The sequence below is a fragment of the Phycisphaerales bacterium genome (genome assembly GCA_016716475.1).
Classification (GTDB): domain Bacteria; phylum Planctomycetota; class Phycisphaerae; order UBA1845; family Fen-1342; genus JADJWG01.
Genome location: JADJWG010000002.1, coordinates 1,191,439 through 1,211,618 on the forward strand (window position 1 = coordinate 1,191,439; position 20,180 = coordinate 1,211,618).

Below are 20,180 nucleotides of genomic sequence, written 5' to 3' on the forward strand. Positions count from 1 at the left end.
GCAACGTGCCCGGGTTCGGGTGACTGGTTCGATGCAGACGGAAACGCTGGCCGAATTCTCCATCGCCGCTTATCTGGCGGTTCTGACGCTGATCTGCGTGTACGGTGCGCACCGTTACTTCCTGGTGCTGCTGTACTGGAGCGTTCGCCGACAAGCTCCTCAGCCGGCGGGGCGTTTCGCCGAACTTCCACCCGTCACCGTACAACTCCCCATGTTCAATGAGCAGTACGTGGCCGAGCGCATCATCGCCGCCGCGACAGCACTCGACTATCCCCGGGATCGCCTGCAAATCCAGGTTCTCGACGACTCGACGGATGATACCCGGGTGATTGCCGCCGACGCAGTCGCGCGGCTGAAGGCCGCCGGGTACAACATCGTGTACCTGCATCGCACCGACCGCACGGGCTACAAAGCCGGCGCGCTCGAAGCCGCCACCGCCACCGCCACCGGCGACTTCATCGCCATCTTCGACGCCGATTTCCTGCCGCCTCCAAACATCCTGCGCGACACGATCGAGTACTTCACCGATCCACGCATCGGCATGGTGCAGACCCGCTGGGATCATCTCAACCGCGATCTCTCCGCCCTGACCCAGGCGCAGGCCATCCTGCTCGACGGGCACTTCGTGATCGAGCACACCGCCCGCAATCGCACCGGACGGTACATGAGCTTCAACGGCACGGCCGGTATCTGGCGTAAAACCGCGATCGCCGACGCCGGCGGCTGGCAGCACGACACACTGACGGAAGACCTTGATCTGTCCTACCGCGCACAGCTCCGCGGCTGGCAGTTCGTCTTTCTGCCTGCCTTGACAGCACCGGCCGAGCTTCCCCCGGAAATGAACGCCTTCAAGGCACAGCAGCACCGCTGGACCAAGGGTGGCGCACAGACCTGCGTGAAACTCCTGCCGCGCGTCCTGCGCAGTACCCTGCCGTGGCGGGTCAAGCTCGAGGCCTGCTTCCATCTCACCAGCGGTGTGGCCTACATTCTGGTCGTGCTGTTGAGTCTGCTGATCGGTCCGGCCCTGCTTGGCAAGGTCGTACTCGACCGTCCACCAAGCCCGTGGGTCCTTTGGTTTGAACTGGCTCTGTTTCTGATCGGCTTCGGTTCCACCATCGCCTTCTACCTCGTCAGTCAGACGGCGCTGCTGCGAAGCTGGTGGCGCACGCTCACGTTCGTACCCGCCTTGATGGCGGTCGGTATCGGCATCGCTTTCAACAATGCGCTTGCAGCCCTGGATGGCTTTTTCGGTCGTACCGGGGAGTTCGTTCGGACGCCGAAATTCGGAGATGCAAGTATCCAGAATGGGGCATGGCGGAGTCGGCTGCGCGGCCTGCGAATTCGCAGTACCTGGCGGGCGTGGGCCGAGATCGGCATGGGTTTCTACCTGCTCGGCTGTTTCGTGGCGGTGTTCTTCTTCGAGCACTGGGTTGACCGCGTCTCGATGGCCCTCCCCTTCCTCGCGATCTTCGTGGTCGGCTACTTCTACGTCGCCCTCCAGACCTTGTACACCCAGTGGCTTTCCCACCGTGGGCCCGTCTCGACCCTCACAACGTAAGGGCTGACCGCGGCCGGTTAGAGCACTTCGTCGGCCTCGGCCGTCCGCGTGATACGCAGGGCGCGGCGCCCGCGGAGTTGCCCGGCCTTGCCCGCGAACTTGTTCTTCCCCTCGACCCGTAGAATGAGATCCTGTTGCACGTGCTTCTCAAGCTGGATGATATCCCCCGGCCGCAGCGACTGCAGATCACTCAGCGTGATCTGGGCACGTCCGAGGTAGGTGGTGAGACCAACCTTCGAATGCGTCAGGTTGCGGACAATCCGCTTGCGCACCGATTCGCTCGACGACTTGCGCGTGTAACCGAACCAGGACTGCGTCGTGAGCTTGCTGAGCACCGACTCAATCGTATTGAACGGGATACAGATGCTCATGGTTCCCGCACACTGCCCCATCTTGATTTCGAACGTGATGAAGACCACCACCTCGGTGGGCGCGACGATGTGAACCAGTTGCGGATTGCTCTCCGTTTCCACGACATCGAAGTTCGCATCGACCAGGTTTTTCCAAACCTCGGAGAGGTGCTCCAGCGCCTTGTTGATCAGCCGCCGCATGAGCCGCCACTCGATCGCCGTCAGCGGCCGCTGGGGGATGAACATCTCGGCACTGTTGCCACCGAGCAGGCGGTCGATGATGGGGTAGACGATCAGCGGGCTGATCTCGACGCACATCTGCCCTTCAAGCGGCGGGGCATGCATGATCACGAAGCAGGTCGGATTCGGCAACGAGTGAATGAACTCGCTGTACGTCAGTTGTTCCACACCCACCACGCGGACGTCGATGATCGTTCTCAGGAAGCCCGAGAGTGTCGCCCCGAAGTTGCGGGCGAAGCCGTCGTGGATCGACCCGAGCGCACGGATATGATCCTTACTGACGCGCTCCGGCCGCTTGAAGTCGTAAGTGCTGACGTCAAGACGCGTCGGAGTTTCGGGAAAGAGCGCCGCGGTTTCGACGGCGCGGGCGGGCGCCGCCACCCCTTCCTGCGCTACGGAAGCAAGCAGCGCATCAATCTCGCTCTGGTCGAGTACGTCGCCCATCCATCTCCACCACGAAGCACCGGCGGCGACAGCGCGAACGGCGCCGGCCTGCCAGACTCCTGATGGAAATATCGGAACGCGCGCGGGGGTGCGCTCAACCTATCATGCCCCCTCATCCGTTACCGCCCCTGACCGAGTCAAGGTCCGGTAAACACCGCTTGCACGAGAGCCAAGTCGGCCAGATCGACATCGCAATCGCCGTTCACATCTGCTGCGCGGAAATCATATTCATCTGCCTCGTCAGGACGCGGTTGATCCGGGCCAAACCATACGGCAATCAGACGCTCCAGGTCCGAAAACTCCACCATGCCGTTGCGATCCAGATCGCCCGGGGCCGGCCGCAATCCGTCCACATGCGCGATCAGTGTCCGCACGGTGACCTCCGTCGCCAGCACGGCTGCGGCCAATTGCGTGCTGGCACCGACGTGGATGTGTCCGGCCGCATAGCAGCGGTACGGGTCCAGGGGGTCGGCAAACAGGTCGCGGTACCAGTTCCCGTGATAGCCGATGTAATTCGACAGGAAGCGGCTGCTGTCGATTGGCTCGATGAACGGCGCGACGTTGGCACCGGAAGCGCTGACCTCCGCGACGATCAGATTCATCGGCAGACTCGACCAGCGTACATTCAGCGCGGGTTCGTTGTAGATCGGCAGTTCCGGTGTGGGGCGCAGCGGCACAAGGTAATCGGCGGTCCAGGAAGCCGAGGGATACGTTCGGTTCCCCCCTTCCATTTCCCAGCCGTTTACGGTGTTGGCGCGACTGAACGTGATGAGGGCCGTGGGGCGCAGCTTCTCCACGAGCGGCCACCAGTGGTTGGACGTGACCTGGTAATCAACTTCGAAATCCCCGTCGCCCTTGGGATTCACACCGGTGCCGCCTGGGAACTCGGGGAAAAAGGCGTAGATGTTGTAACCGCGCCCTTCCCAGTTCTCCCCCACCCAACCGCCGGGATTTTGCGCCAGGTTCTTGCTGAACTGGCGCAACATCTCGTTCGTGGGTGGCCAATAGCCGGTAAGCAGAATATTCGGCAGACAATTCGGCGCCAGTTCAAGGCCATCGGCCGGCCCGCGTCCGAGGAAGACGGCGGGATCGACGTATTTCGGGGGCGAATCACCACCGGCGCCTTCCGGTGACTCCTGCGCCGGCGCGAGCGATGATCCCAACAGAACGAGCAGTACCACAAACTCCCGCACGCACGCAACCTGCTTCAGCATCACATCTCCCCACACACGAATCGCGCTCGCGCCAGGGGCGTGAGCCGTTGATTGCAATGCGACCGTCGGCGCGCGCCCCTGCGCGCGCCGACGATCCCATGAAACCCAAGTGCTGTAACTAGCGGCGGCGGATCAGCACACCCGCGAATCCAAGCAGCATCATCGCCGTCGGCTCGGGCACCAGCAGCACCAGGTACGCCTGGCCAATGCTCTGCCCGGCGCCATTCTGCAGGTCCGCCGTGAAGTAGAACCAGCCGTCATCCGTGAGCACGGCATCATCGTTATTGAAAACGCGGATGTAGGCGTCGTCGTCGAAGAGACCGTTGCCAGAAACGTCGACCGGATCACCTTCGCGTACCAGCACGAACTCGTTGTTGTAGACCAGCACCGCGTCCCGGGTGTCGTCAGGACTGTTTGTCAGTCCGCCGATCACAAAGTCGCCATGACTGTTGACTACGTTGAGGAAATACCCGGGGGCATACCGGGCATCATCCCAGACCTCCGTCGCGCCGGGAAAGATCGGGGCGCCTTTCGTCGCCACAACCTGGCCATCGAGATACACCCAGTCCGCGTTGGTGCCCTGGTTTGAACCGCGGAAGATGTAGTGGCCATTGTACGGTGAGATCTGCTGGCTGCCGTTGTCAGCGCTGAAGGTGGAGACGTTCTCAGCAAAACCGGAGTTGGGCAGAGGTACACCTTCCTGCGCCACGACATCGCGATTCACGATGATGAACAGGTCCGTCGTGGTGGGGCCGTTGAGGTCACCGTGGTAGATGAAGTTCGCACCCGTCGCATCCGAACGGAACCGGTTGGCCGTCAGGAGGTCGATCGTCTGCGGCGGCGGCACAAGCTGGCCGGCCGGTACCGTCACGTCGGTTTGCGCAATCAGTGTGCCGTTGTTGAGATCCACCGCGTTCCACAGCAACTGCTGCGTGGTCGCACCCGGCAGCGTAGCCGAACGGAAACGCACGTCGCCATTCGCAAGAATGTGGATGGAGTCGTTCGCCGAACCCCAGGAAAGACTATCGGGGTGGCCGGGAATCGGGCTGCCTTCGCGGGCGATCAGCTCCCACCCGCCACCGCTCCAGCGCACCACCACATCATCCATGGTGGTCGCAGCCGTCGTATCCGCGGTGAAGGCGAAACTGCCGGAATCGTTGATACCCATCGCGGAATCAATCGTGTTCCAGTTGATGCTGCCGTCGAAGAAGGTCGCCGTCCCCTCCCGCAACACCACGTTGGCACCCGCACCATTGGTGCCCCCACCGACCACGATGATCTCGTCAGCGGTGAGCGCGGCACCCTCCAAACGCGCTCGGAAGATCCACCGCGAACCATCCGGACTCAGGTACGGCCGCTCGAACATGTTGCCCGTACCCGTACGGAACTTCTCGCCGGGCAGGCCCGGCACATCCGATGTCGGAGACGTCTGAATGTTAGAAAAAATCACGGTCGGACCCGCTGTTGCGACCGCGGCGTACGTACCCAGAAACAGGGCTGCCACGCCAGCCCACTGCCAGTTTCCACGCATCTTAGAACTCCTCCTCTTGAGACCCACTACACGAACTTGCTAGGACCACCGGCGGCTGCACCCAAAGCACCCACCCCCGGAGCGGCAACCCTGCTTCCACACCGGCACAAGTCGGGAGTCGCGCCCCTCGCACATTGCACCCGATGGATCGGCAGGCCCGCTAACCCGGTAGGATCAGTCTACGGGTTCGGGTCACAGGAAACAACTCTAAAAAACGGACGTAGCAGGGACGCGATCCAGACACTAGCGAATGTACTCATTCAGCATGTTTTCGAGCAGTTCCTGGCGCCCGCTGACAACCGGAGGTTCACCATGTTGCAGGGTGTACTGCTCCAACTCGGCAAAACCGATCGCACCGCGCTCGATCTTCTCCCCGAGGCCGCTGTCCCAACCGACATACCGTTGTCGCACATGGTCCGAGAAGTAGCCGTCGGAAAGCATCCGTGCCGCGATTTTCAAACCCCTCGCAAAGGCGTCCATGGCACCAATATGGGCATGGAACAGGTCGACAGGATCGATGGATTGCCGTCGCACTTTGGCGTCGAAATTCAGACCGCCGGTTTCGAAGCCCCCGCCCTTGAGAATCGTGTACATCGCCAAAGCCGTGTCATACAAGTCGGTCGGGAACTGATCCGTGTCCCATCCTAGCAACAGGTCGCCCCGGTTGGCGTCCACCGACCCCAGCAGGCCATTCGCCACCGCGTACTCGAGTTCATGCTGGAACGTGTGGCCCGCCAGCGTTGCGTGATTCGCCTCGATGTTGAGCTTGAAATCACCCGCCAAGCCGTACTTTTGCAGGAAGGCATGGCAGTTTCCGGCATCAAAGTCGTACTGATGCTTGGTCGGTTCCTTGGGCTTCGGCTCGATGTAGAGCTGACCGCTGAAACCCAGTGTCTTACGATAGTCGACCGCCATCTGGAGAAAGCGGCCGAGGTGATCCAACTCGCGTTTCAGATCGGTGTTGAGCAGCGTGTCATAGCCCTCACGCCCCCCCCAGAAGACGTAGCCCGCCCCCCCCAGGGCATGCGTGCACTCCATCGCCTTTTTCACCTGCGCCGCGGCATACGCGAAAATCGCCGGATTGGGGTTGGTCGCGGCCCCGGCCATGAACCGCCGGTGAGAAAAGGCATTCGTCGTGCCCCAGAGTAACTTGACGTTGTGGTCGTTCTGCAACTGCCCGGCGAGCTTGACGATCCGGTCGAGGCGCTTGTTTGTCTCGATGAGGGTGTCGGCCTCCGGCGCAATATCGCGATCATGAAAGCACCAGAACTCGACGCCGAGCTTTGTGAAGAATTCGAACGCCGCCCGCAGCGTTTGTTCGGCTATCGCCAGCGGGTCGCTGCCGCGGTGATAGTCACGGAGGATCGACCCCGGTCCAAATGGATCACCACCCAGCCCCTGAAACGTGTGCCAGTAGCACACTGCGAAGCGCAGGTGCGCCCGCATCGGCTTGCCCGCAATGATTTCGTCCGGCTGGTAGTGCTTGAACGCAAGTGGGTTACGCGAATCCGGCCCCTCGTACACGATACGGCCGATCTCGGGGAAATACTGCGTCACGATGGACTCCGCTCCTCATCCTGGCAACAACACCGCAACACGAGCGTCACGGTTTGAGTAGAACCGATTTTCGCAGCGCGGTTGGCAGTCGGCAACCTGGTGCGCAGCGCCTCGGCCAGCGGATCAGGACTCGGTGGCTTCTTCCGGGGCCGGATCGGCGGCCGGCGTCTCGGCCTCTTCCGCTTCGAGATCATCACTCGAGTACTCGTACTCGATGCGGTCGCCATTGCGGTGCCGCCCGCTGATCGCGTATTCCGTGGCACGTACCTCGCGCAAAACGGTCACTTTGATCTCGCCGGGGAATTGCCCGATGTCCTGCTCGATTTTCAAGGCGACGTCGCGAGCCAATTTCAGCGATGAGCGGTCGTTCACGCGATCCGCATCCACGATGACGCGCACCTCACGCCCCGCTTCAATGGCATAGGCCTGTCGCACGCCTGCAAACGAGGTTGCGATCTGTTCCAGTTCCTGCAGGCGCTTGATGTAGCGCTCGATCGACTCGCGGCGCCCACCCGGCCGGGCGGCACTGATCGCATCCGCGGCCGTCACCAACGGCGTGTACGGGGAGGTTGCGGCCACGTCACCGTGGTGGCCGAGAATCGCGTTAAGGACCTCCGGCCGCTCGTTGAGCCGCCGCACGAAGTCGTAACCGACTTTGGTATGGGCCCCCTCCTGCTCATGACCCAGCGCCTTGCCTATATCATGCAGGAAGCCGCAGCGCCGTGCCAAGGCACCGTCGAGCCCCAACTCATCCGCCATCAACCCGCAAATGTAGGCGACTTCCACGCTGTGTTTCAGCACGTTCTGGCCGTAGCTCGTGCGATACTGGAGCCGCCCCATCACGTCGAGAATCTTCTTGTTGATGCCGTGCAGATTGGCGGTGGCGGCCGCCTCTTTGCCCGCAACGGAGATGCGCTGTTCAACCTCCTTGGTCAACTCGGCCACGATCTCCTCGATCCGGGTCGGATGAATGCGGCCGTCGCGAATCAGGCGATCGAGCGCAAGGCGGGCAATCTCCTTTCGTACCGGGTCGAAACAAGAGATCTGCACGATTCCGGGCGTGTCGTCCACGATCACGGTCACACCGGTCGCCTTCTCAAACGCCCGGATGTTGCGGCCTTCGCGGCCGATGACACGGCCTTTCATTTCATCCGAGGGCACATCCACGGCCGCTACGGTCGTCTCGCAGGTGTGCTCCGCCGCGTAGCGCTGAATGGCCGAGATCGTGATGTAGCGGGCCCTCTCCTTCCCGTTGTCCTCGGCCTCGGAGATAATGCGATCGACCAGTTGCCCGGCCTCATGTTCGACATCCTGCTCGATCCGCTTGAGGCAGAGGGCGCGGGCTTCGTCAGCAGTGAGGCGGGCGATGCGCAGAAGTTCCTCCCGTTGCCGGGCCGCGAGTGCCTCGGCCTCCGCCAGTTGCACCGCCACCTGCTTGGCCTGCTCCGCAACCCGGCCCTGTTCGACCTCGATTTTGCGCTCCTTGGTGGTGAGCACATCCTCCTTCTTGACCAGGGTGTCTTCTCTTTTTTCCAGCCGGCGTTCGATCTGTCGGAGTTCGTTCCGGGTTTCGGCAGTTTCGCGCTCGAACCGTTGCATGGCATCGAGTGCGAGTTTTTCCCCCTCCACCTCGGCCGCCCGTATCCGGTCGTTGGCACGCTGCTGCGCATCTTCCAGCAATTGGTGGGCGGCTTTCTCACGTTCCGCCCGTTCGCGCCGGAACATGATCATCTGGAAGGCCAACACCGCCCCGCCACCGACAACCGCTCCCAGCAGGTAGCCAATCACCTTCCCGTCAAGAAGCCCCCCTTGCGCCAGCAAGGCCGTACACGCGCTGAACATGATGAATTCCGCCTTTCAAATCGCAGGCGGCGCGTGAAGCGTACGCGCCCCGAACACGGGCGCGATGGCAGGCGGCCAACGGAACAGACCTCGGACTATGCGTTCTACAGCAACACCGGCCCCGCACCACGCCGGATCCCGTGAGCAACAGCCCTTTCAGCACTGAGTCGCTTGGCGCACACGATGAATGATGATGAAGGTATGATGAACTCGTGCGCGTCTGGCGTCCCGATCCAACTGGGCCTTTGCGGGAACGCGCCGCGGGGCTGCGTTCCACTCTCCCGAGGTACTCCAAACAGCCTTGTCGTGACACCGTGAGGGTAGTCAGACTCCCGCCACAGCGTCACGTTGAACCATCGTCACCCTAAGTCTCACAATGGGGCAACATTATACGGTCACAGAACGCAGCACGCCAGAGCGCGACGGCCACCCGTCGTCGCGGCAGGGGAAAATTCCGCCGAGTGGCAAGAAAGGATCCACCCTTTCTCCGTGAACGGCAGAAACACGGATCCGCGCCGCAAATGATTGACCGGCAGACCGGTCTTGCACGCCCCGCACACGGGGGCTAGCATCCAGCGGATGGGCGAGGATTTGAGTTCGACCCTCGGATCGCCACGGATCCCGACGAGCAAGCCAGCCATGACCGAAGTCGCTACGACCACCAGTGCCCACCCGACGCGACGGGGACTCGCACAGTGGGTCATCGCCTTCCTTCTCGGTGTGATCGCAGTCGGCGTTTGGCAGCGGACCGCCCCCCTGCCGGTATCCGCGCTGGCCCAGGGGCAACCGATGGCTGGCGCTCGCGGTGTGTACGCCTTCACGGGCCCGCTCGCCCGGGACCAGTTCGGACTTTTCATGCTGGATATCGACCAGGGCACGCTTTGGTGCTACGCTTTCGATGATGTCGCCGGCACCCGTAAGCTGCGGTTGATCGCCGCGCGCACGTGGATGTACGATCGCTATTTACAGGATTTTAACTGTGCTGCTCCGGACTTCCGGATGGTGCAGCAACTGGTGAATCAGCAGCGGGCGCAGCCCGGTGGCGCCGCGCTCGATCCGGCGGAAGATCCGTCGGAAAGTCGCCCGTCGGCACCGTGACGCGCGGTGTGCGTCTAGCAGCAGGAACCGCTCCCGAGGAGTTTCGTTGATGGCCAGCAAGCCGTTCTACTCGATTGAAGAGGTCTGCGAGAAGCTCGGCAAAACCGCGGACGACGTGAAAGCGCTCGTGCGGGCGGGCGAGCTTCGCGAGTTCCGTGACGGGGGCAAGGTTTACTTCAAATCCGACGACATCAAACGACTCGCGGGATCAGGCGATTCAGGCGAACTGTTGAGTCTCGAGGATTCCGGCGAGATTGAGCTCGAACCGGCCCAGGACAGTGGCGACGACGATGGACTTCCCAGCATCGGCGAGGCCGGGGGCGGCACCAGCATCATCGGTCTGGAGCCGCTCGGTGACGACTCTGCAGACGAAGCCAGCAGCAAGAAAAAGGAAGACACCGTCATTACCAAGAGCGGCATCGGAGTTTTCGACGACGACGAGCTCGAGATCGATGCCGACCCGATGGCCAAGACGCAGATTACCACAGGCGCATCCGACCAGATTTCACTAGAAGGTGCCGGCAGCGGCTCAGGCCTGCTCGACCTGACGCGCGAGGCGGACGATACCGCACTCGGTGCCGAGATTCTCGACGAAATCTGGTCCGGCGAAGATGAAGCCCCGGCGGAAGCAGAGCCCGTGGCGCCCACGCCTCCCCCGCGGCGCGAGGTACCCAAGCCAGAACCCTTGGCGGAGGCGGACGCCGGCGAAGTGGTGCAGCCGGTCATCGTCGCAACTGGCGATCCGACCGAAGGGATCTTCGGCGGTGTACTCGCAGGCGGACTGGTGCTCGCGGCATTCGCCCACATCATCGTGGCCAGCGCGCTGCAGGGTTTTACCCCCGGCTTCGCGACTGCCCTCGCGAGCGGCACGATGTTCTGGGCACTGCTCGGCGGGTCGATCGGTGTCGTGGGCCTCGCGATTGTCATCGGCTGGCTGCTCGGCCGGGCCTTTGCTCCGCGTCGCCGTTAACCTCACCGGGGGTTTGCCGTCGCGCGCTGCGACACGCACTCCCCAGGTGCCGGTGGCGGCCTGCGCACAGCGCCGCTTGTCCACTTCATGAGGAGAGCTCGTATGCTGCACCGTTCCGTTTCGGTCGCCATGCTTCTGACGGTTGGCCTGCTGCTGACCGGGTGCGCCGCCGAGCAGCGGCAACGCGAGCTTGAATTCGAGTTGCGGAAGGTGACCGAACAGCGCGATGATCTCGCCGCGCGCCTCGCCCAATCTGATGCGCGCGGTACCGAACTGACCCGCCAATTGGCACACGCTGAAGATACGCTCAATACCGCGCGGGCCGAGGTCGGCAGTCTCAGTAGCCGCATCCGCGACCTGGAACGTGACAAGGAGGATCTGGCGGTCCTCGTGCAGCAGCAGGCCGTCGCAGAGCTTGCGCGCCCCGCCGTGCCGACCTCCACACTGCCGCCGGTCATCGACAATGCCCTCGCCGCATTCGTGCAGCGTTTCAGCGGACGTGTCGCTTACGACCCTGGCCGCGGTGCCGTCAGTTTCGCAAACGATCGATTGTTCGATGCCGGCAGTGCCGAGGTGCGCAGCGACGCCGGTGCCCCACTGACAGAACTTGCGGGTCTCCTGGCACTCCGCGAACTCGAGGGGTACGAAGCGATTGTCGTCGGTCACACGGACAATAGCCCGATTACCCGGCCAGAGACCTTGGCGAAACACCCGACCAACTGGCATTTGTCCGTACACCGCGCGATCGCAGTCAAGGACTTGCTGGTCAACGCAGGCGCTCCTGCCAGCCGTGTCGGCGTGATGGGCTATGCCGATCAGCGGCCGGTGAGCAGTGATCCAGCTCAGAATCGCCGGATCGAGGTCTTCGTGATTCCACAGGGTGGGTTGAGGCCGTTTGAGGCAGTGCGGCCCAGATAAGCCCTGGGCTGAGTGTCCACAGCTCCAGCGTAGTCTCGAAGGTGCCGCGCATGCTCCGCACATAGGCGATGACGCGCGGAGCGGTGGGAACGCCGTGCGCGGGGGATGCGACACCCACACCCCCCTCCGAATCCGACAAGCCGCGGCTACTCATGGCTGCGGCTCTGCGGATTGCGGTTCCAGCGCCTGCAACTCCAGTAGCGCTTCCCAAGTCGCACGTTTACCGGGATTCTGCACGCGCTTCCAATCGAGGAAGACTACCGGCATCGCACGCAATCCCAGCTTCCCCGCGAGCGCCACGTCTTCAGCCACACGCTCGGTGACAGCGGCACTTTCAAAGGCCGCCTCAAACGTCGTGCGGTCCAACCCCAGCTCGGCAGCCCACTCTGCAAATCGGCTACGTTCCGTATCTGACAATTCTCGCCATGGACGCCGCGGCAATTGCCGCTGTCGCTCGTAGAGCAGTCCCCGCAGGGCGTGAGCACCGGCCGCGCCGCCCGTCACACGGGCGGCCTCGACCGCCCGTGCGGCCGCACAAGCCGACGGGTGCCCCGCCGCACGCCAATTCGGGTCCGGATTGCATTCGGCATCCTGGGGGGCATGGCGGTAGGCGACGCGGAATTGATCCGGGTGTTCGGCCAAGAGACGCGCCAGCGTGCGATGGACTTCCGCGCAATGCGGACAACGAAAGTCGCTGAAGACAACCACCGTACGCGCGGCCACGGGGTTGCCGTCGAACAGCTCGTCCGCGCGCAGGAAGGGCTCGACCGGGATGCGGCGATCATAATCCCAGCGGATGAACTCCGGATCATCCACAATGCGGACGAGTTGTTCCTGGGCCACGTTCTGGAGGCCGGCGACAAAGAGCATGATCAGGATCGCGAAGTGCAGTAGTCCGAGCAGTGTGCCGCAGGTGAGTGTGGCCATCGCCAGGCGCGCCCGCGGATGTACGGGCTCATCCGCCCGTGCCGCGCGCCATGGAAATGCCAGCAGCGCCAGCGTGGCCAGTACCCCGTTCAGCCCATGCGCCACAGCACAGCCGCCACACCATTGCTGCAACTCGAACTGCATAATGTACAGGTAACCGATGGATTGCCCTACACCGCCAATCACGAGCAGCAGGACCGGGATGTGCCACAGCCACCCGCGCGCCCCGGGTGGCCCGACAAACAGAAACCACACCAGCAGGAAACCGAAGTAGATCATTCCTACGCCCGCGGCGGGCACGCGCAGCGCACTGGGTGCATCACCAAGGGCAATGTAAGCGTAGGATGATTGCAAAACGGCCGAGCAGGGATTCGCGGCCTCCCCAAGATCATTGCCGCACACAGCGCGCAGAAAGGGCGGCGTGCCGCCGGGGTTCAGGGTTTGCTGGAGCAACTCCAGGGAAACGAACCAGCCCGCTGCTGCCACAACGATCGCCAGCCAGCGGATCATCGGCCGGGGCTGCCGGAAGCCATCCTCGGCCGCTATCACTCTGGGAGCTCTGCGCATGACAGATCCTCGAACTAACCCCTGGGTGCGTCGTCGCGCCGCCTGAGTAGTATACGTGGATCCACAGTTGGAGGGAGAGATCCGGGCCGTGCACAGCAGCCGGCGCGCGGCACGGGCCGATCCCGTGGGACCGGCCCGTCATGCAGGGTCAGGAACGCTTTGCATCGCTACGGCTGCTGATCGTCGGGCGGCGGCTCGGGCTGCGGATCACCCTGCTTGGCAGGACGTACACCTTCTGCCGGATTCATGATACGACCCGATTTCGGATCCACGATGCCGAAATTACCAGATGCGGCGTCCACATAGGGTACCCACGGTCCGTCGGCCACCTTCACCTGCGTGGGGCGGAAGGTCTTCGGATCGTAGTTGAAATATACGACATAGGTTCCACTATCACCCGTAAAGCGGACGGTGGAATAGAACTCCTGCTTGCCGCACTTCGGGCAAGTCCGGGGGCCAGGCGCCCCCGGGGCATCTTCGGTCGAGTCGCAGCCCGGCCCCAGGCAACGCCACGTCACCATGAAATCCGCAGCCGACTGAGTCTTGCCCTGACCCAGATTCTGGGTAGCACGAACCCGCATGTTCCAGATGACTGATCCGACCAGCAGAACGATGATACCTGCCAGCAAACCAACCCGGATCAACTGCTTGCGTGCTTCGTCGGACATTCACGACCTTTCTGCCAACATGGACCTGCGATCAGAGCACAGCGGACTCTGGTGGCCGACGGATCAGTACTTGATCTCGCCGGGGTGCCCCGTCCACCACCACAGCTTCTGATCGGAGAAATCGTAATGCGGTGTGCTCTCGCGGCACAAGTAGCATACGAAGGTTGTTTGCCCACCGACCACGGCACGGCCGAAGCACTGGTTCCGACGCACGATCGGGCCGGTCCGCAGCACACGCGCCGAGTTCACGGCCCGCACCGAACCATCCATCGCGGTCATCGGGATGCGACCGCCGTAGCGTGGCGTCAGCCAGGTCGGGCCGGGGTACCACGAGCGGTTTCCATCATCCCACAGTAGGCGGCCACCATCTCGCCACGGGCGCCCAACCTGCATGGGATCGGCGGAACCGAAGAGCGGCATGACCGGCAATTCGTCATCCGGGCCCACCTCGGACATGAGGATGGTTTCGTTCGGACGGGAAGGGCCGTACCGGGTTACGTTGAAGAGACGACCGTAGGGCGCCTGAAGCGGGGGCCGGCCAAAGTCTTCAGCGCGGCGATGTCCTTCCCAGTGCCGGAGCCCGTAGTTCATGCCGTAGCCGCAGGCAAAGGCCTGGGTGTTGGTGCGAACCGCGCCGGTGCCACCAATGCCATCGAAGCGCGATTCAAAGTCGTACTGCTGGCCGTACGGGTCACCCGCCGGCACAAAGACGCGCTCATCCGGCACGGTCTTGGTGTCGAACAACGTGTAGAACCAGAGGTCGGCCTTCTTGACACCCCAAGCTGCCTCACTCCACAGGTTGCCCCAGGTGCCGGTTTCAGTGTTCCGGGCATAGGGGAGATACCCGGCATTGTCTTCGGAATAACTTGCGTTTCCAAGTGCAATCTGTCGGAGATTGGACATGGAGACGACGAGCTGGGCTTGCCGGCGAGCTTGGCTCATGGACGGCAACAGGATCGAGATCAGCAGCGCGATGATGGCAACCACCACGAGCAACTCGATCAAGGTAAAACCTTTCATCCCTGATTTACGACAGCGACCTGACCGCATGATGTGAACTCCTGTTCCTGACCGGCTCGCGTAGCTCCATCCGCCGGCGGCAGCAACACCGGGGACCACGCAGATGACTTGTTGGTAAACTATTCTCGCACATTCCCGGGCGGGCTTCAAGCCCGTCACTCACTCCTGCGGAGAAAAAATTTTCACGATCTAAATATCCGCCAAGAAAACTGTCATCTTGATGAAAGTGTCTCATTAAGAGCATAGGCCCAATTGCGGCTATCGGCAAGAGACAACCCGTAAGAGCACACGATTCGACAACCGTTTATCGGCACCCTGCTACTTCAGAATTGAAGGTTCCGGGGTGGCCCGGCCGCCAAACGATGCAATAGAGCTACATCCACTGTGACCCCCAGCCCCGGCTCTGACCCCACTCGCACCCGTGCACCCAAGCCCACCCGTACCGGCCGACGGGAAATATCTCGCTTCAATAACAACGTCCCATAACCACCCTCATAAAAGCGGACCTTGGGACACGCCTCCAGGAACGCCACACCGGCCGCTGCCAATACACTCGTCTCCCCCACCAGGCAGCCCAGTTGCACATCCCGTCCTGCCGCCAGCACCAGGCGAGCGATACGCAAAGCCGGTAGCAGACCCCCGTTCTTCGCCAGCCGAAGATTGAATACACGCACTGCACTGCCATTCAGGAGCCGCTGGGCGTCTTCGATTGTGATCAATGATTCGTCGGCCACGAGATCGCACCGCGTCTGTTCTGCGAGATAGGCGAGGTCTCCATCTTCCGCATCCGAGAGCGGCTGTTCCAAGGCACACACGCCGAAACGCTCGAGTGCCCCGCATGCTTCGTTTGCCTCAACCAGTGTCCAGCCCGCGTTCGCATCTACCCGCAACGTCGCCCGGCCAGCCGACATTGCTCCCCCGAGCACCTCGTGGGCCCACCGCAGCCGCTCCTGCCACCCTTCGACGGCGACTTTGAGTTTGAAATCTCGCACGCCAGCAAGCCGTTGCATGCGCAGCAGCCATTTCAGCTTTCGTTCGCTGTGGCCGAGCACGAAGCCCGACACGCGCGCGGTCGCTCGGCAGCCCGGCGCCCCGAAGCCGGGTAACCCCAACCAGCCGGCAACATCGGCCGGACGCCTTCGGTACACCCGGCAGACCAGGTCGAGCAAAGCGAGTTCAAGCGCGGCGCGGGCGGCCGTAATGATTCGTCCATCGACTTCCAGTGGCAGCGCCTCGATAACCTCCAGGGCCTCCGCGAAAGTTGTACTGCGCAGCGCCTCAAGCCGCGGCGCCAGGATGTGGACGAGATCCTCGACCACCGATGCCGGTGATTCACCGGTGACATAGGGGCGCGCCAGTGTCTCTCCGAAGCCGACGTACTGGGCGTAAGGTGCCGCGGCGGCGAGTTCTACCACGATCGGATCGGCCACGGCCCGCGTGGCGGCGGCATGCTCGAACTTCACACGCATCGGAATAGCAAGTCGATGAATCCGCACACCACGGATCTGGAGGGGCGGGTTCATGGCGCCGCGTCCTCCTGACCGGCCTGATGCGGCTCCCCCGGTCGTGCCATGGGCAGATCGCGGCGCTCCGGCGCGATGGGCCACAGGTCCGTCGCGATGATCGCGGCCGCGCCGGCCGGGCTGGCGAGGTACTCCATCGCCGCACGCACCGCTTCGGTGGGGGGCGCGGCGTGGTAGATGTAGATCATGCGCGCCAAGCCGTAACGCTCCTCCTCGATCGCCTCGATACTAGGCAACACAGCGGTCCCGTCCCGCGTCATGCGCAGGCCCAGGTAACGCACATCGTCGCCGTCATACCCCAAACCCGCGAGGCCGAGCCCCAACGGATCGCCTGCCACCGCCGCCAGGACCGCCTCGTCATTTGCGCATACTTGCCACGTGGCCTCGGCGACTACGATCCCCGCGAGCCGACTCAGCAATTCGCCCGCGCGCGTGCTTTTGGCAGTTCCGTAGACGCGAATCGGTCCAACATAGTCCGCCCCCGCCGCCCCGGCGACCTGCTTCCAGTCGTTGAACTGCCCGCGGAGAATCGCCCTCAGGTGACCCGTATACATCGCATCGGTCGGGTTGGCTGGGTGGACGTAGAGCCCGTAGCCGTAGAACGCGAGCCGCCGACCGACCGGTGGGTGGGCGCCAAAATCAGCCATTTCGCGCCCGCCCAGGGGCCGGTCCGTACAAGCGAGATCGCAGTTCCCGGCACGCAGCGCCGCGAAACCATCCTGCGAGTAGCGCACCGGGTCGATGCGCATGACGGCGAACCAGGGCCCGCGACTTTGTTGCAACCAGGGCTCGACAAGTTCTACGGCGACTTGGGCCCCAGCCAGGCGAACACGGTGCGCGGGCTCCGGTACAGCGCAGCCCAAGAGCAGTATCGCCGCAAGCCCGACAGACGCGGGCAGGACAAGCGCGCGGGCTAGCCGCAGCAGGGCTGGCTGAGATGGATAGCCCAGAACGGTGCCTTTGGCATGACCGGCTACGGGGCGTACACTGCGAATCGAAATCGGGGACGGCCGACATGAAAGGAATGCGGCGCGATGGCAACGGCAACAACGGTGGCGGAACTTGGGCAGCATGTCGGGCAGACGGTAACACTCCGCGGGTGGCTCTACAACAGCCGCTCGAGTGGGAAGCTGCTGTTCCTCATCCTCCGGGACGGTACGGGTCTCTGCCAGTGTGTTCTGGAAAAGACCGAGGACGGTGCGCACGCATTCGAAGAAGCCAAGCGACTGGGGCAGGAGTCGTCACTGGAAGTCGACGGCACAGTGCGCGCTGAGGAGCGTGCCCCGGGCGGACATGAACTGGTCGTGGCCGCCGTCCGGATCGTGCAGAATGCCGCCGGTTACCCCATCACCCCCAAGCCCCACGGCATCGAATTCCTGATGAAGCACCGGCACCTCTGGTTCCGGTCCCAGCGGCAATGGGCGATTCTGCGCGTACGACACACGATCATCGAGGGCATCCGCGAGTACTTCAACCGGAACGGCTTCATCCTGGTCGACACACCGATCTTCGCCCCGGCCGCGGGCGAGGGTAGCCAGACGTTGTTCGCGGTTGATTACTTCGGCGAGCCGGTGTACCTGGCACAAACAGGGCAACTGTACGTCGAATCGGCGTGCCTGGCCCATCGCAAGGTGTACTGCTTCGGACCGACCTTCCGCGCAGAGAAGAGCAAGACCCGGCGGCATCTGACCGAGTTCTGGATGGTCGAACCGGAAATCGCGTACGCCGATCTGGACGATGTGGTCGCCCTGGCGGAGGACTTTGTCGAATACCTGGTGCAAAAGGCGCTGCGCGAGCGGCGGTTGGAACTGGAGCTGCTCGGACGGGATCTCCCCGCGTTGGAGCGCATCCGCAAGCCGTTCTACCGGCTGACTTACAGCGCGGCGGCCGAAATCCTCCACAGCGAGCGCGTCAGGCAGATGCTGACGGAGGATCTCGCGCGGGCCGAGGCACGGGTGGCGGAGCTCCAGAAATGGATCGCGGACAAGGAGGCCGAAAGGACGGCTCCAGGCACCAAGCAGTGGAAGGCCGACAAGCTCGCTCAGGAAATCATCGACCATCGGGAGGAATTGGCCGACCAGGAGGAAGCGGTGCGGAACACCCCGCACCACATGGAGTTGGCGGCGAACTTCGAGTGGGGTAGCGATCTGGGTGGAAGCGACGAGACGATCATCGCGCGGCTGCACGACAAGCCGGTCTTTGTGACGCACTACCCGCGCGGGTGCAAGGCGTTCTACATGAAACAGAACGCGGCGGACCCGCGGGTCGTCAACAATCTCGACCTGCTGGCGCCGGAGGGCTACGGCGAGATCATCGGCGGCTCACAGCGCGAAGATGACCTCGATGTCTTGCTGGCGCGCCTCCGTGAAGAGGGGTTGAACGAGGCGGACTACGACTGGTACCTCGACCTCCGCCGGTACGGCAGCGTGCCACACGGTGGCTTCGGCCTTGGCGTGGAGCGCACCGTCGCGTGGATCTGCGGCTTGAAGCACATTCGCGAAACGATTCCGTATCCGCGCATGATGGGGAAGATCTACCCCTAGCGCCGCTACGGCCGGTATTCCACCGCGATCCGCGGATGCAGCACGTGTTGCCCAAACACGTTCGCGAAGTCCACGAACAGTTCGTGCTTGCCGGCCGCGAGACCGCGCGGCGGTGTAACCCGCACCTGGCTCTTGGCCGCGTCGTGGCGGAACTCAACCGGCCGACCGCCCACGCGCACGGAGAGCGTGCCTTCCAACAGTTGTGGCAATTCGGCCCCCCATCCGCGCCGCCCACTCAGGCCGTTGTCCAGCGCCACCACCCACGCACCCCGCGATCCGATCACCCCGTTCGCCGGTTCCACCAGCCGGATGCGCGGCAACCCCGCCTGTGCCCACCGCGCCAGCCCGACAAAGAGGCCGTACGCCTCGCGCCGGTTGTATACCGGGTCGCGCAGCCGCTGTTCCTCGTCCGGGTGGGTGAAGAACGATGCCTCCGTCAACACGGCCGGCACCTGCGCGTGCCGCAGTACCGCGAAACCGGCATTTGGCGTCATGGCGTGATCGCTGAGCAGGGCGCAATCAATGTGCCGCTCCAGCCGCAGCGCGTCCTGCAAGCCCTGTAAAACAAAACGCCCCGCCGCGACACTCGCCGGGTTATCTTGTGGGCGGCCATGGTAGAACACGACGGTATAGTTTGCCCGCGGGTCGGCGGCCGCATTGTGGTGAATCGAAAGAAACAAATCGGCGCGCAGGTCATTCGCCACGGCCGCGCGGCGACGCAGATCCTCCACGTCGGGCAGATCCAGACTGCGATCCACTTCGCGCGTGAGTACGACGCGTGCGCCGACCGCCTCGAGGAACTCGCGCAGGTAGAGCGCAACGCGCAAGTTCACCTCGGCCTCGCGCAGACCGGTTGGTCCGCGTTTCCATGTGCCACCCGGATCACGCTGGCCGATATGGCCGGGGTCGAGAACGATGGTCGTTCCCTGGAGAAAACGCGCGTAAGGGGGTAACGGGAACTCCGGCAACGGTGCCTGTGTCCACGGATACTCCGCCGCCGTGGTGCGGAGCGGGTCCGGCACTCCCACAGGCCAGTTCGGCGCAGGCGCGGCACGGATCACATACGACGCCACGACCCACGCGACACCCGCACCGAGCACCACCCACAGGGCGCGATCCACCCACAGGTGCCAGTCAATTGGCGTCGCTTTTCGTACCGTTGAGCGCTTCCGCGCCACCGTTCGTGCCTCCTTGCACTTCTGCGCCGCAC

General features: G+C 63.3%; 16 protein-coding genes. 5 read left to right on the plus strand and 11 right to left on the minus strand.

Annotated elements, in window-relative coordinates; translation table 11 throughout:
- The first annotated feature begins 31 nt into the window (after nucleotides 1-31).
- Nucleotides 32-1,558: a glycosyltransferase gene (locus tag IPM18_12625; protein ID MBK9120427.1), complete on the plus strand. Its 1,527-nt coding sequence runs from the start codon at nucleotides 32-34 to the stop codon at nucleotides 1,556-1,558.
- A 17-nt stretch (nucleotides 1,559-1,575) separates the two neighbouring features.
- Here the strand turns inward: IPM18_12625 and fliM are convergent, their stop codons facing one another.
- The 5 genes from fliM to rny form a co-directional block, all read right to left on the minus strand.
- A complete protein-coding gene (gene fliM, locus IPM18_12630) occupies nucleotides 1,576-2,592 on the minus strand; it encodes a flagellar motor switch protein FliM (GenBank protein MBK9120428.1) in 1,017 nt (338 codons plus the stop codon).
- Between the two features lie 137 nt (nucleotides 2,593-2,729).
- Nucleotides 2,730-3,806: a hypothetical protein gene (locus tag IPM18_12635; protein MBK9120429.1), complete on the minus strand. Its 1,077-nt coding sequence runs from the start codon at nucleotides 3,804-3,806 to the stop codon at nucleotides 2,730-2,732.
- Nucleotides 3,807-3,924: 118 nt separating this feature from the next.
- On the minus strand, nucleotides 3,925-5,337 hold the full coding sequence (locus IPM18_12640; protein MBK9120430.1) for a PEP-CTERM sorting domain-containing protein: 1,413 nt from the start codon (nucleotides 5,335-5,337) through the stop codon (nucleotides 3,925-3,927).
- A 243-nt stretch (nucleotides 5,338-5,580) separates the two neighbouring features.
- Nucleotides 5,581-6,894: a xylose isomerase gene (xylA, locus tag IPM18_12645; protein ID MBK9120431.1), complete on the minus strand. Its 1,314-nt coding sequence runs from the start codon at nucleotides 6,892-6,894 to the stop codon at nucleotides 5,581-5,583.
- A 123-nt stretch (nucleotides 6,895-7,017) separates the two neighbouring features.
- Complete coding sequence (gene rny / locus IPM18_12650; protein MBK9120432.1) at nucleotides 7,018-8,736, minus strand: ribonuclease Y; 1,719 nt, start codon at nucleotides 8,734-8,736, stop codon at nucleotides 7,018-7,020.
- Between the two features lie 639 nt (nucleotides 8,737-9,375).
- Between rny and IPM18_12655 the strand changes: the two genes are divergently transcribed.
- The 3 genes from IPM18_12655 (at nucleotide 9,376) to IPM18_12665 (ending at nucleotide 11,722) form a co-directional block, all read left to right on the plus strand.
- On the plus strand, nucleotides 9,376-9,834 hold the full coding sequence (locus IPM18_12655; GenBank protein MBK9120433.1) for a hypothetical protein: 459 nt from the start codon (nucleotides 9,376-9,378) through the stop codon (nucleotides 9,832-9,834).
- Nucleotides 9,835-9,883: 49 nt separating this feature from the next.
- Nucleotides 9,884-10,804: a helix-turn-helix domain-containing protein gene (locus IPM18_12660; GenBank protein ID MBK9120434.1), complete on the plus strand. Its 921-nt coding sequence runs from the start codon at nucleotides 9,884-9,886 to the stop codon at nucleotides 10,802-10,804.
- Nucleotides 10,805-10,906: 102 nt separating this feature from the next.
- The gene (locus IPM18_12665) at nucleotides 10,907-11,722 is read left to right on the plus strand and encodes an OmpA family protein (protein MBK9120435.1); all 816 of its coding nucleotides are present in this window, start codon (nucleotides 10,907-10,909) and stop codon (nucleotides 11,720-11,722) included.
- 150 nt (nucleotides 11,723-11,872) lie between these two features.
- Here the strand turns inward: IPM18_12665 and IPM18_12670 are convergent, their stop codons facing one another.
- From IPM18_12670 to IPM18_12690, 5 genes are all read right to left on the minus strand, one after another.
- The gene (locus IPM18_12670) at nucleotides 11,873-13,216 is read right to left on the minus strand and encodes a thioredoxin domain-containing protein (GenBank protein MBK9120436.1); all 1,344 of its coding nucleotides are present in this window, start codon (nucleotides 13,214-13,216) and stop codon (nucleotides 11,873-11,875) included.
- Nucleotides 13,217-13,383: 167 nt separating this feature from the next.
- On the minus strand, nucleotides 13,384-13,884 hold the full coding sequence (locus tag IPM18_12675) for a hypothetical protein (protein MBK9120437.1): 501 nt from the start codon (nucleotides 13,882-13,884) through the stop codon (nucleotides 13,384-13,386).
- Between the two features lie 63 nt (nucleotides 13,885-13,947).
- On the minus strand, nucleotides 13,948-14,934 hold the full coding sequence (locus tag IPM18_12680; protein ID MBK9120438.1) for a type II secretion system protein: 987 nt from the start codon (nucleotides 14,932-14,934) through the stop codon (nucleotides 13,948-13,950).
- A 293-nt stretch (nucleotides 14,935-15,227) separates the two neighbouring features.
- Entirely contained in the window at nucleotides 15,228-16,427 is a 1,200-nt protein-coding gene (locus IPM18_12685; protein ID MBK9120439.1) for a hypothetical protein, read from the minus strand.
- Complete coding sequence (locus tag IPM18_12690; GenBank protein MBK9120440.1) at nucleotides 16,424-17,176, minus strand: hypothetical protein; 753 nt, start codon at nucleotides 17,174-17,176, stop codon at nucleotides 16,424-16,426. The genes IPM18_12685 and IPM18_12690 overlap by 4 nt, the downstream gene beginning before the upstream one ends.
- Before the next feature lie 285 nt (nucleotides 17,177-17,461).
- Here IPM18_12690 and IPM18_12695 point away from each other — a divergent pair, with 285 nt between their 5' ends.
- Entirely contained in the window at nucleotides 17,462-18,970 is a 1,509-nt protein-coding gene (locus IPM18_12695; protein ID MBK9120441.1) for an asparagine--tRNA ligase, read from the plus strand.
- A gap of 5 nt (nucleotides 18,971-18,975) precedes the next feature.
- On the opposite strand, the gene IPM18_12700 is transcribed toward IPM18_12695, so the two are convergent.
- The gene (locus IPM18_12700) at nucleotides 18,976-20,148 is read right to left on the minus strand and encodes an N-acetylmuramoyl-L-alanine amidase (protein ID MBK9120442.1); all 1,173 of its coding nucleotides are present in this window, start codon (nucleotides 20,146-20,148) and stop codon (nucleotides 18,976-18,978) included.
- Nucleotides 20,149-20,180 lie beyond the last annotated feature (32 nt).

Bases quoted from the DNA above. Each gene is read 5' to 3' on its own strand.
- IPM18_12685 (MBK9120439.1), bottom strand. From the start codon at position 16,427: ATGAACCCGCCCCTCCAGATCCGTGGTGTGCGGATTCATCGACTTGCT.
- IPM18_12625 (MBK9120427.1), top strand. From the start codon at position 32: ATGCAGACGGAAACGCTGGCCGAATTCTCCATCGCCGCTTATCTGGCG.
- IPM18_12635 (MBK9120429.1), bottom strand. From the start codon at position 3,806: ATGCTGAAGCAGGTTGCGTGCGTGCGGGAGTTTGTGGTACTGCTCGTT.
- rny (MBK9120432.1), bottom strand. From the start codon at position 8,736: ATGTTCAGCGCGTGTACGGCCTTGCTGGCGCAAGGGGGGCTTCTTGAC.
- IPM18_12680 (MBK9120438.1), bottom strand. From the start codon at position 14,934: ATGCGGTCAGGTCGCTGTCGTAAATCAGGGATGAAAGGTTTTACCTTG.
- IPM18_12655 (MBK9120433.1), top strand. From the start codon at position 9,376: ATGACCGAAGTCGCTACGACCACCAGTGCCCACCCGACGCGACGGGGA.
- IPM18_12640 (MBK9120430.1), bottom strand. From the start codon at position 5,337: ATGCGTGGAAACTGGCAGTGGGCTGGCGTGGCAGCCCTGTTTCTGGGT.
- IPM18_12660 (MBK9120434.1), top strand. From the start codon at position 9,884: ATGGCCAGCAAGCCGTTCTACTCGATTGAAGAGGTCTGCGAGAAGCTC.
- IPM18_12695 (MBK9120441.1), top strand. From the start codon at position 17,462: ATGGCAACGGCAACAACGGTGGCGGAACTTGGGCAGCATGTCGGGCAG.
- IPM18_12665 (MBK9120435.1), top strand. From the start codon at position 10,907: ATGCTGCACCGTTCCGTTTCGGTCGCCATGCTTCTGACGGTTGGCCTG.
- fliM (MBK9120428.1), bottom strand. From the start codon at position 2,592: ATGGGCGACGTACTCGACCAGAGCGAGATTGATGCGCTGCTTGCTTCC.
- IPM18_12690 (MBK9120440.1), bottom strand. From the start codon at position 17,176: ATGCGCATCGACCCGGTGCGCTACTCGCAGGATGGTTTCGCGGCGCTG.
- IPM18_12675 (MBK9120437.1), bottom strand. From the start codon at position 13,884: ATGTCCGACGAAGCACGCAAGCAGTTGATCCGGGTTGGTTTGCTGGCA.
- IPM18_12670 (MBK9120436.1), bottom strand. From the start codon at position 13,216: ATGCGCAGAGCTCCCAGAGTGATAGCGGCCGAGGATGGCTTCCGGCAG.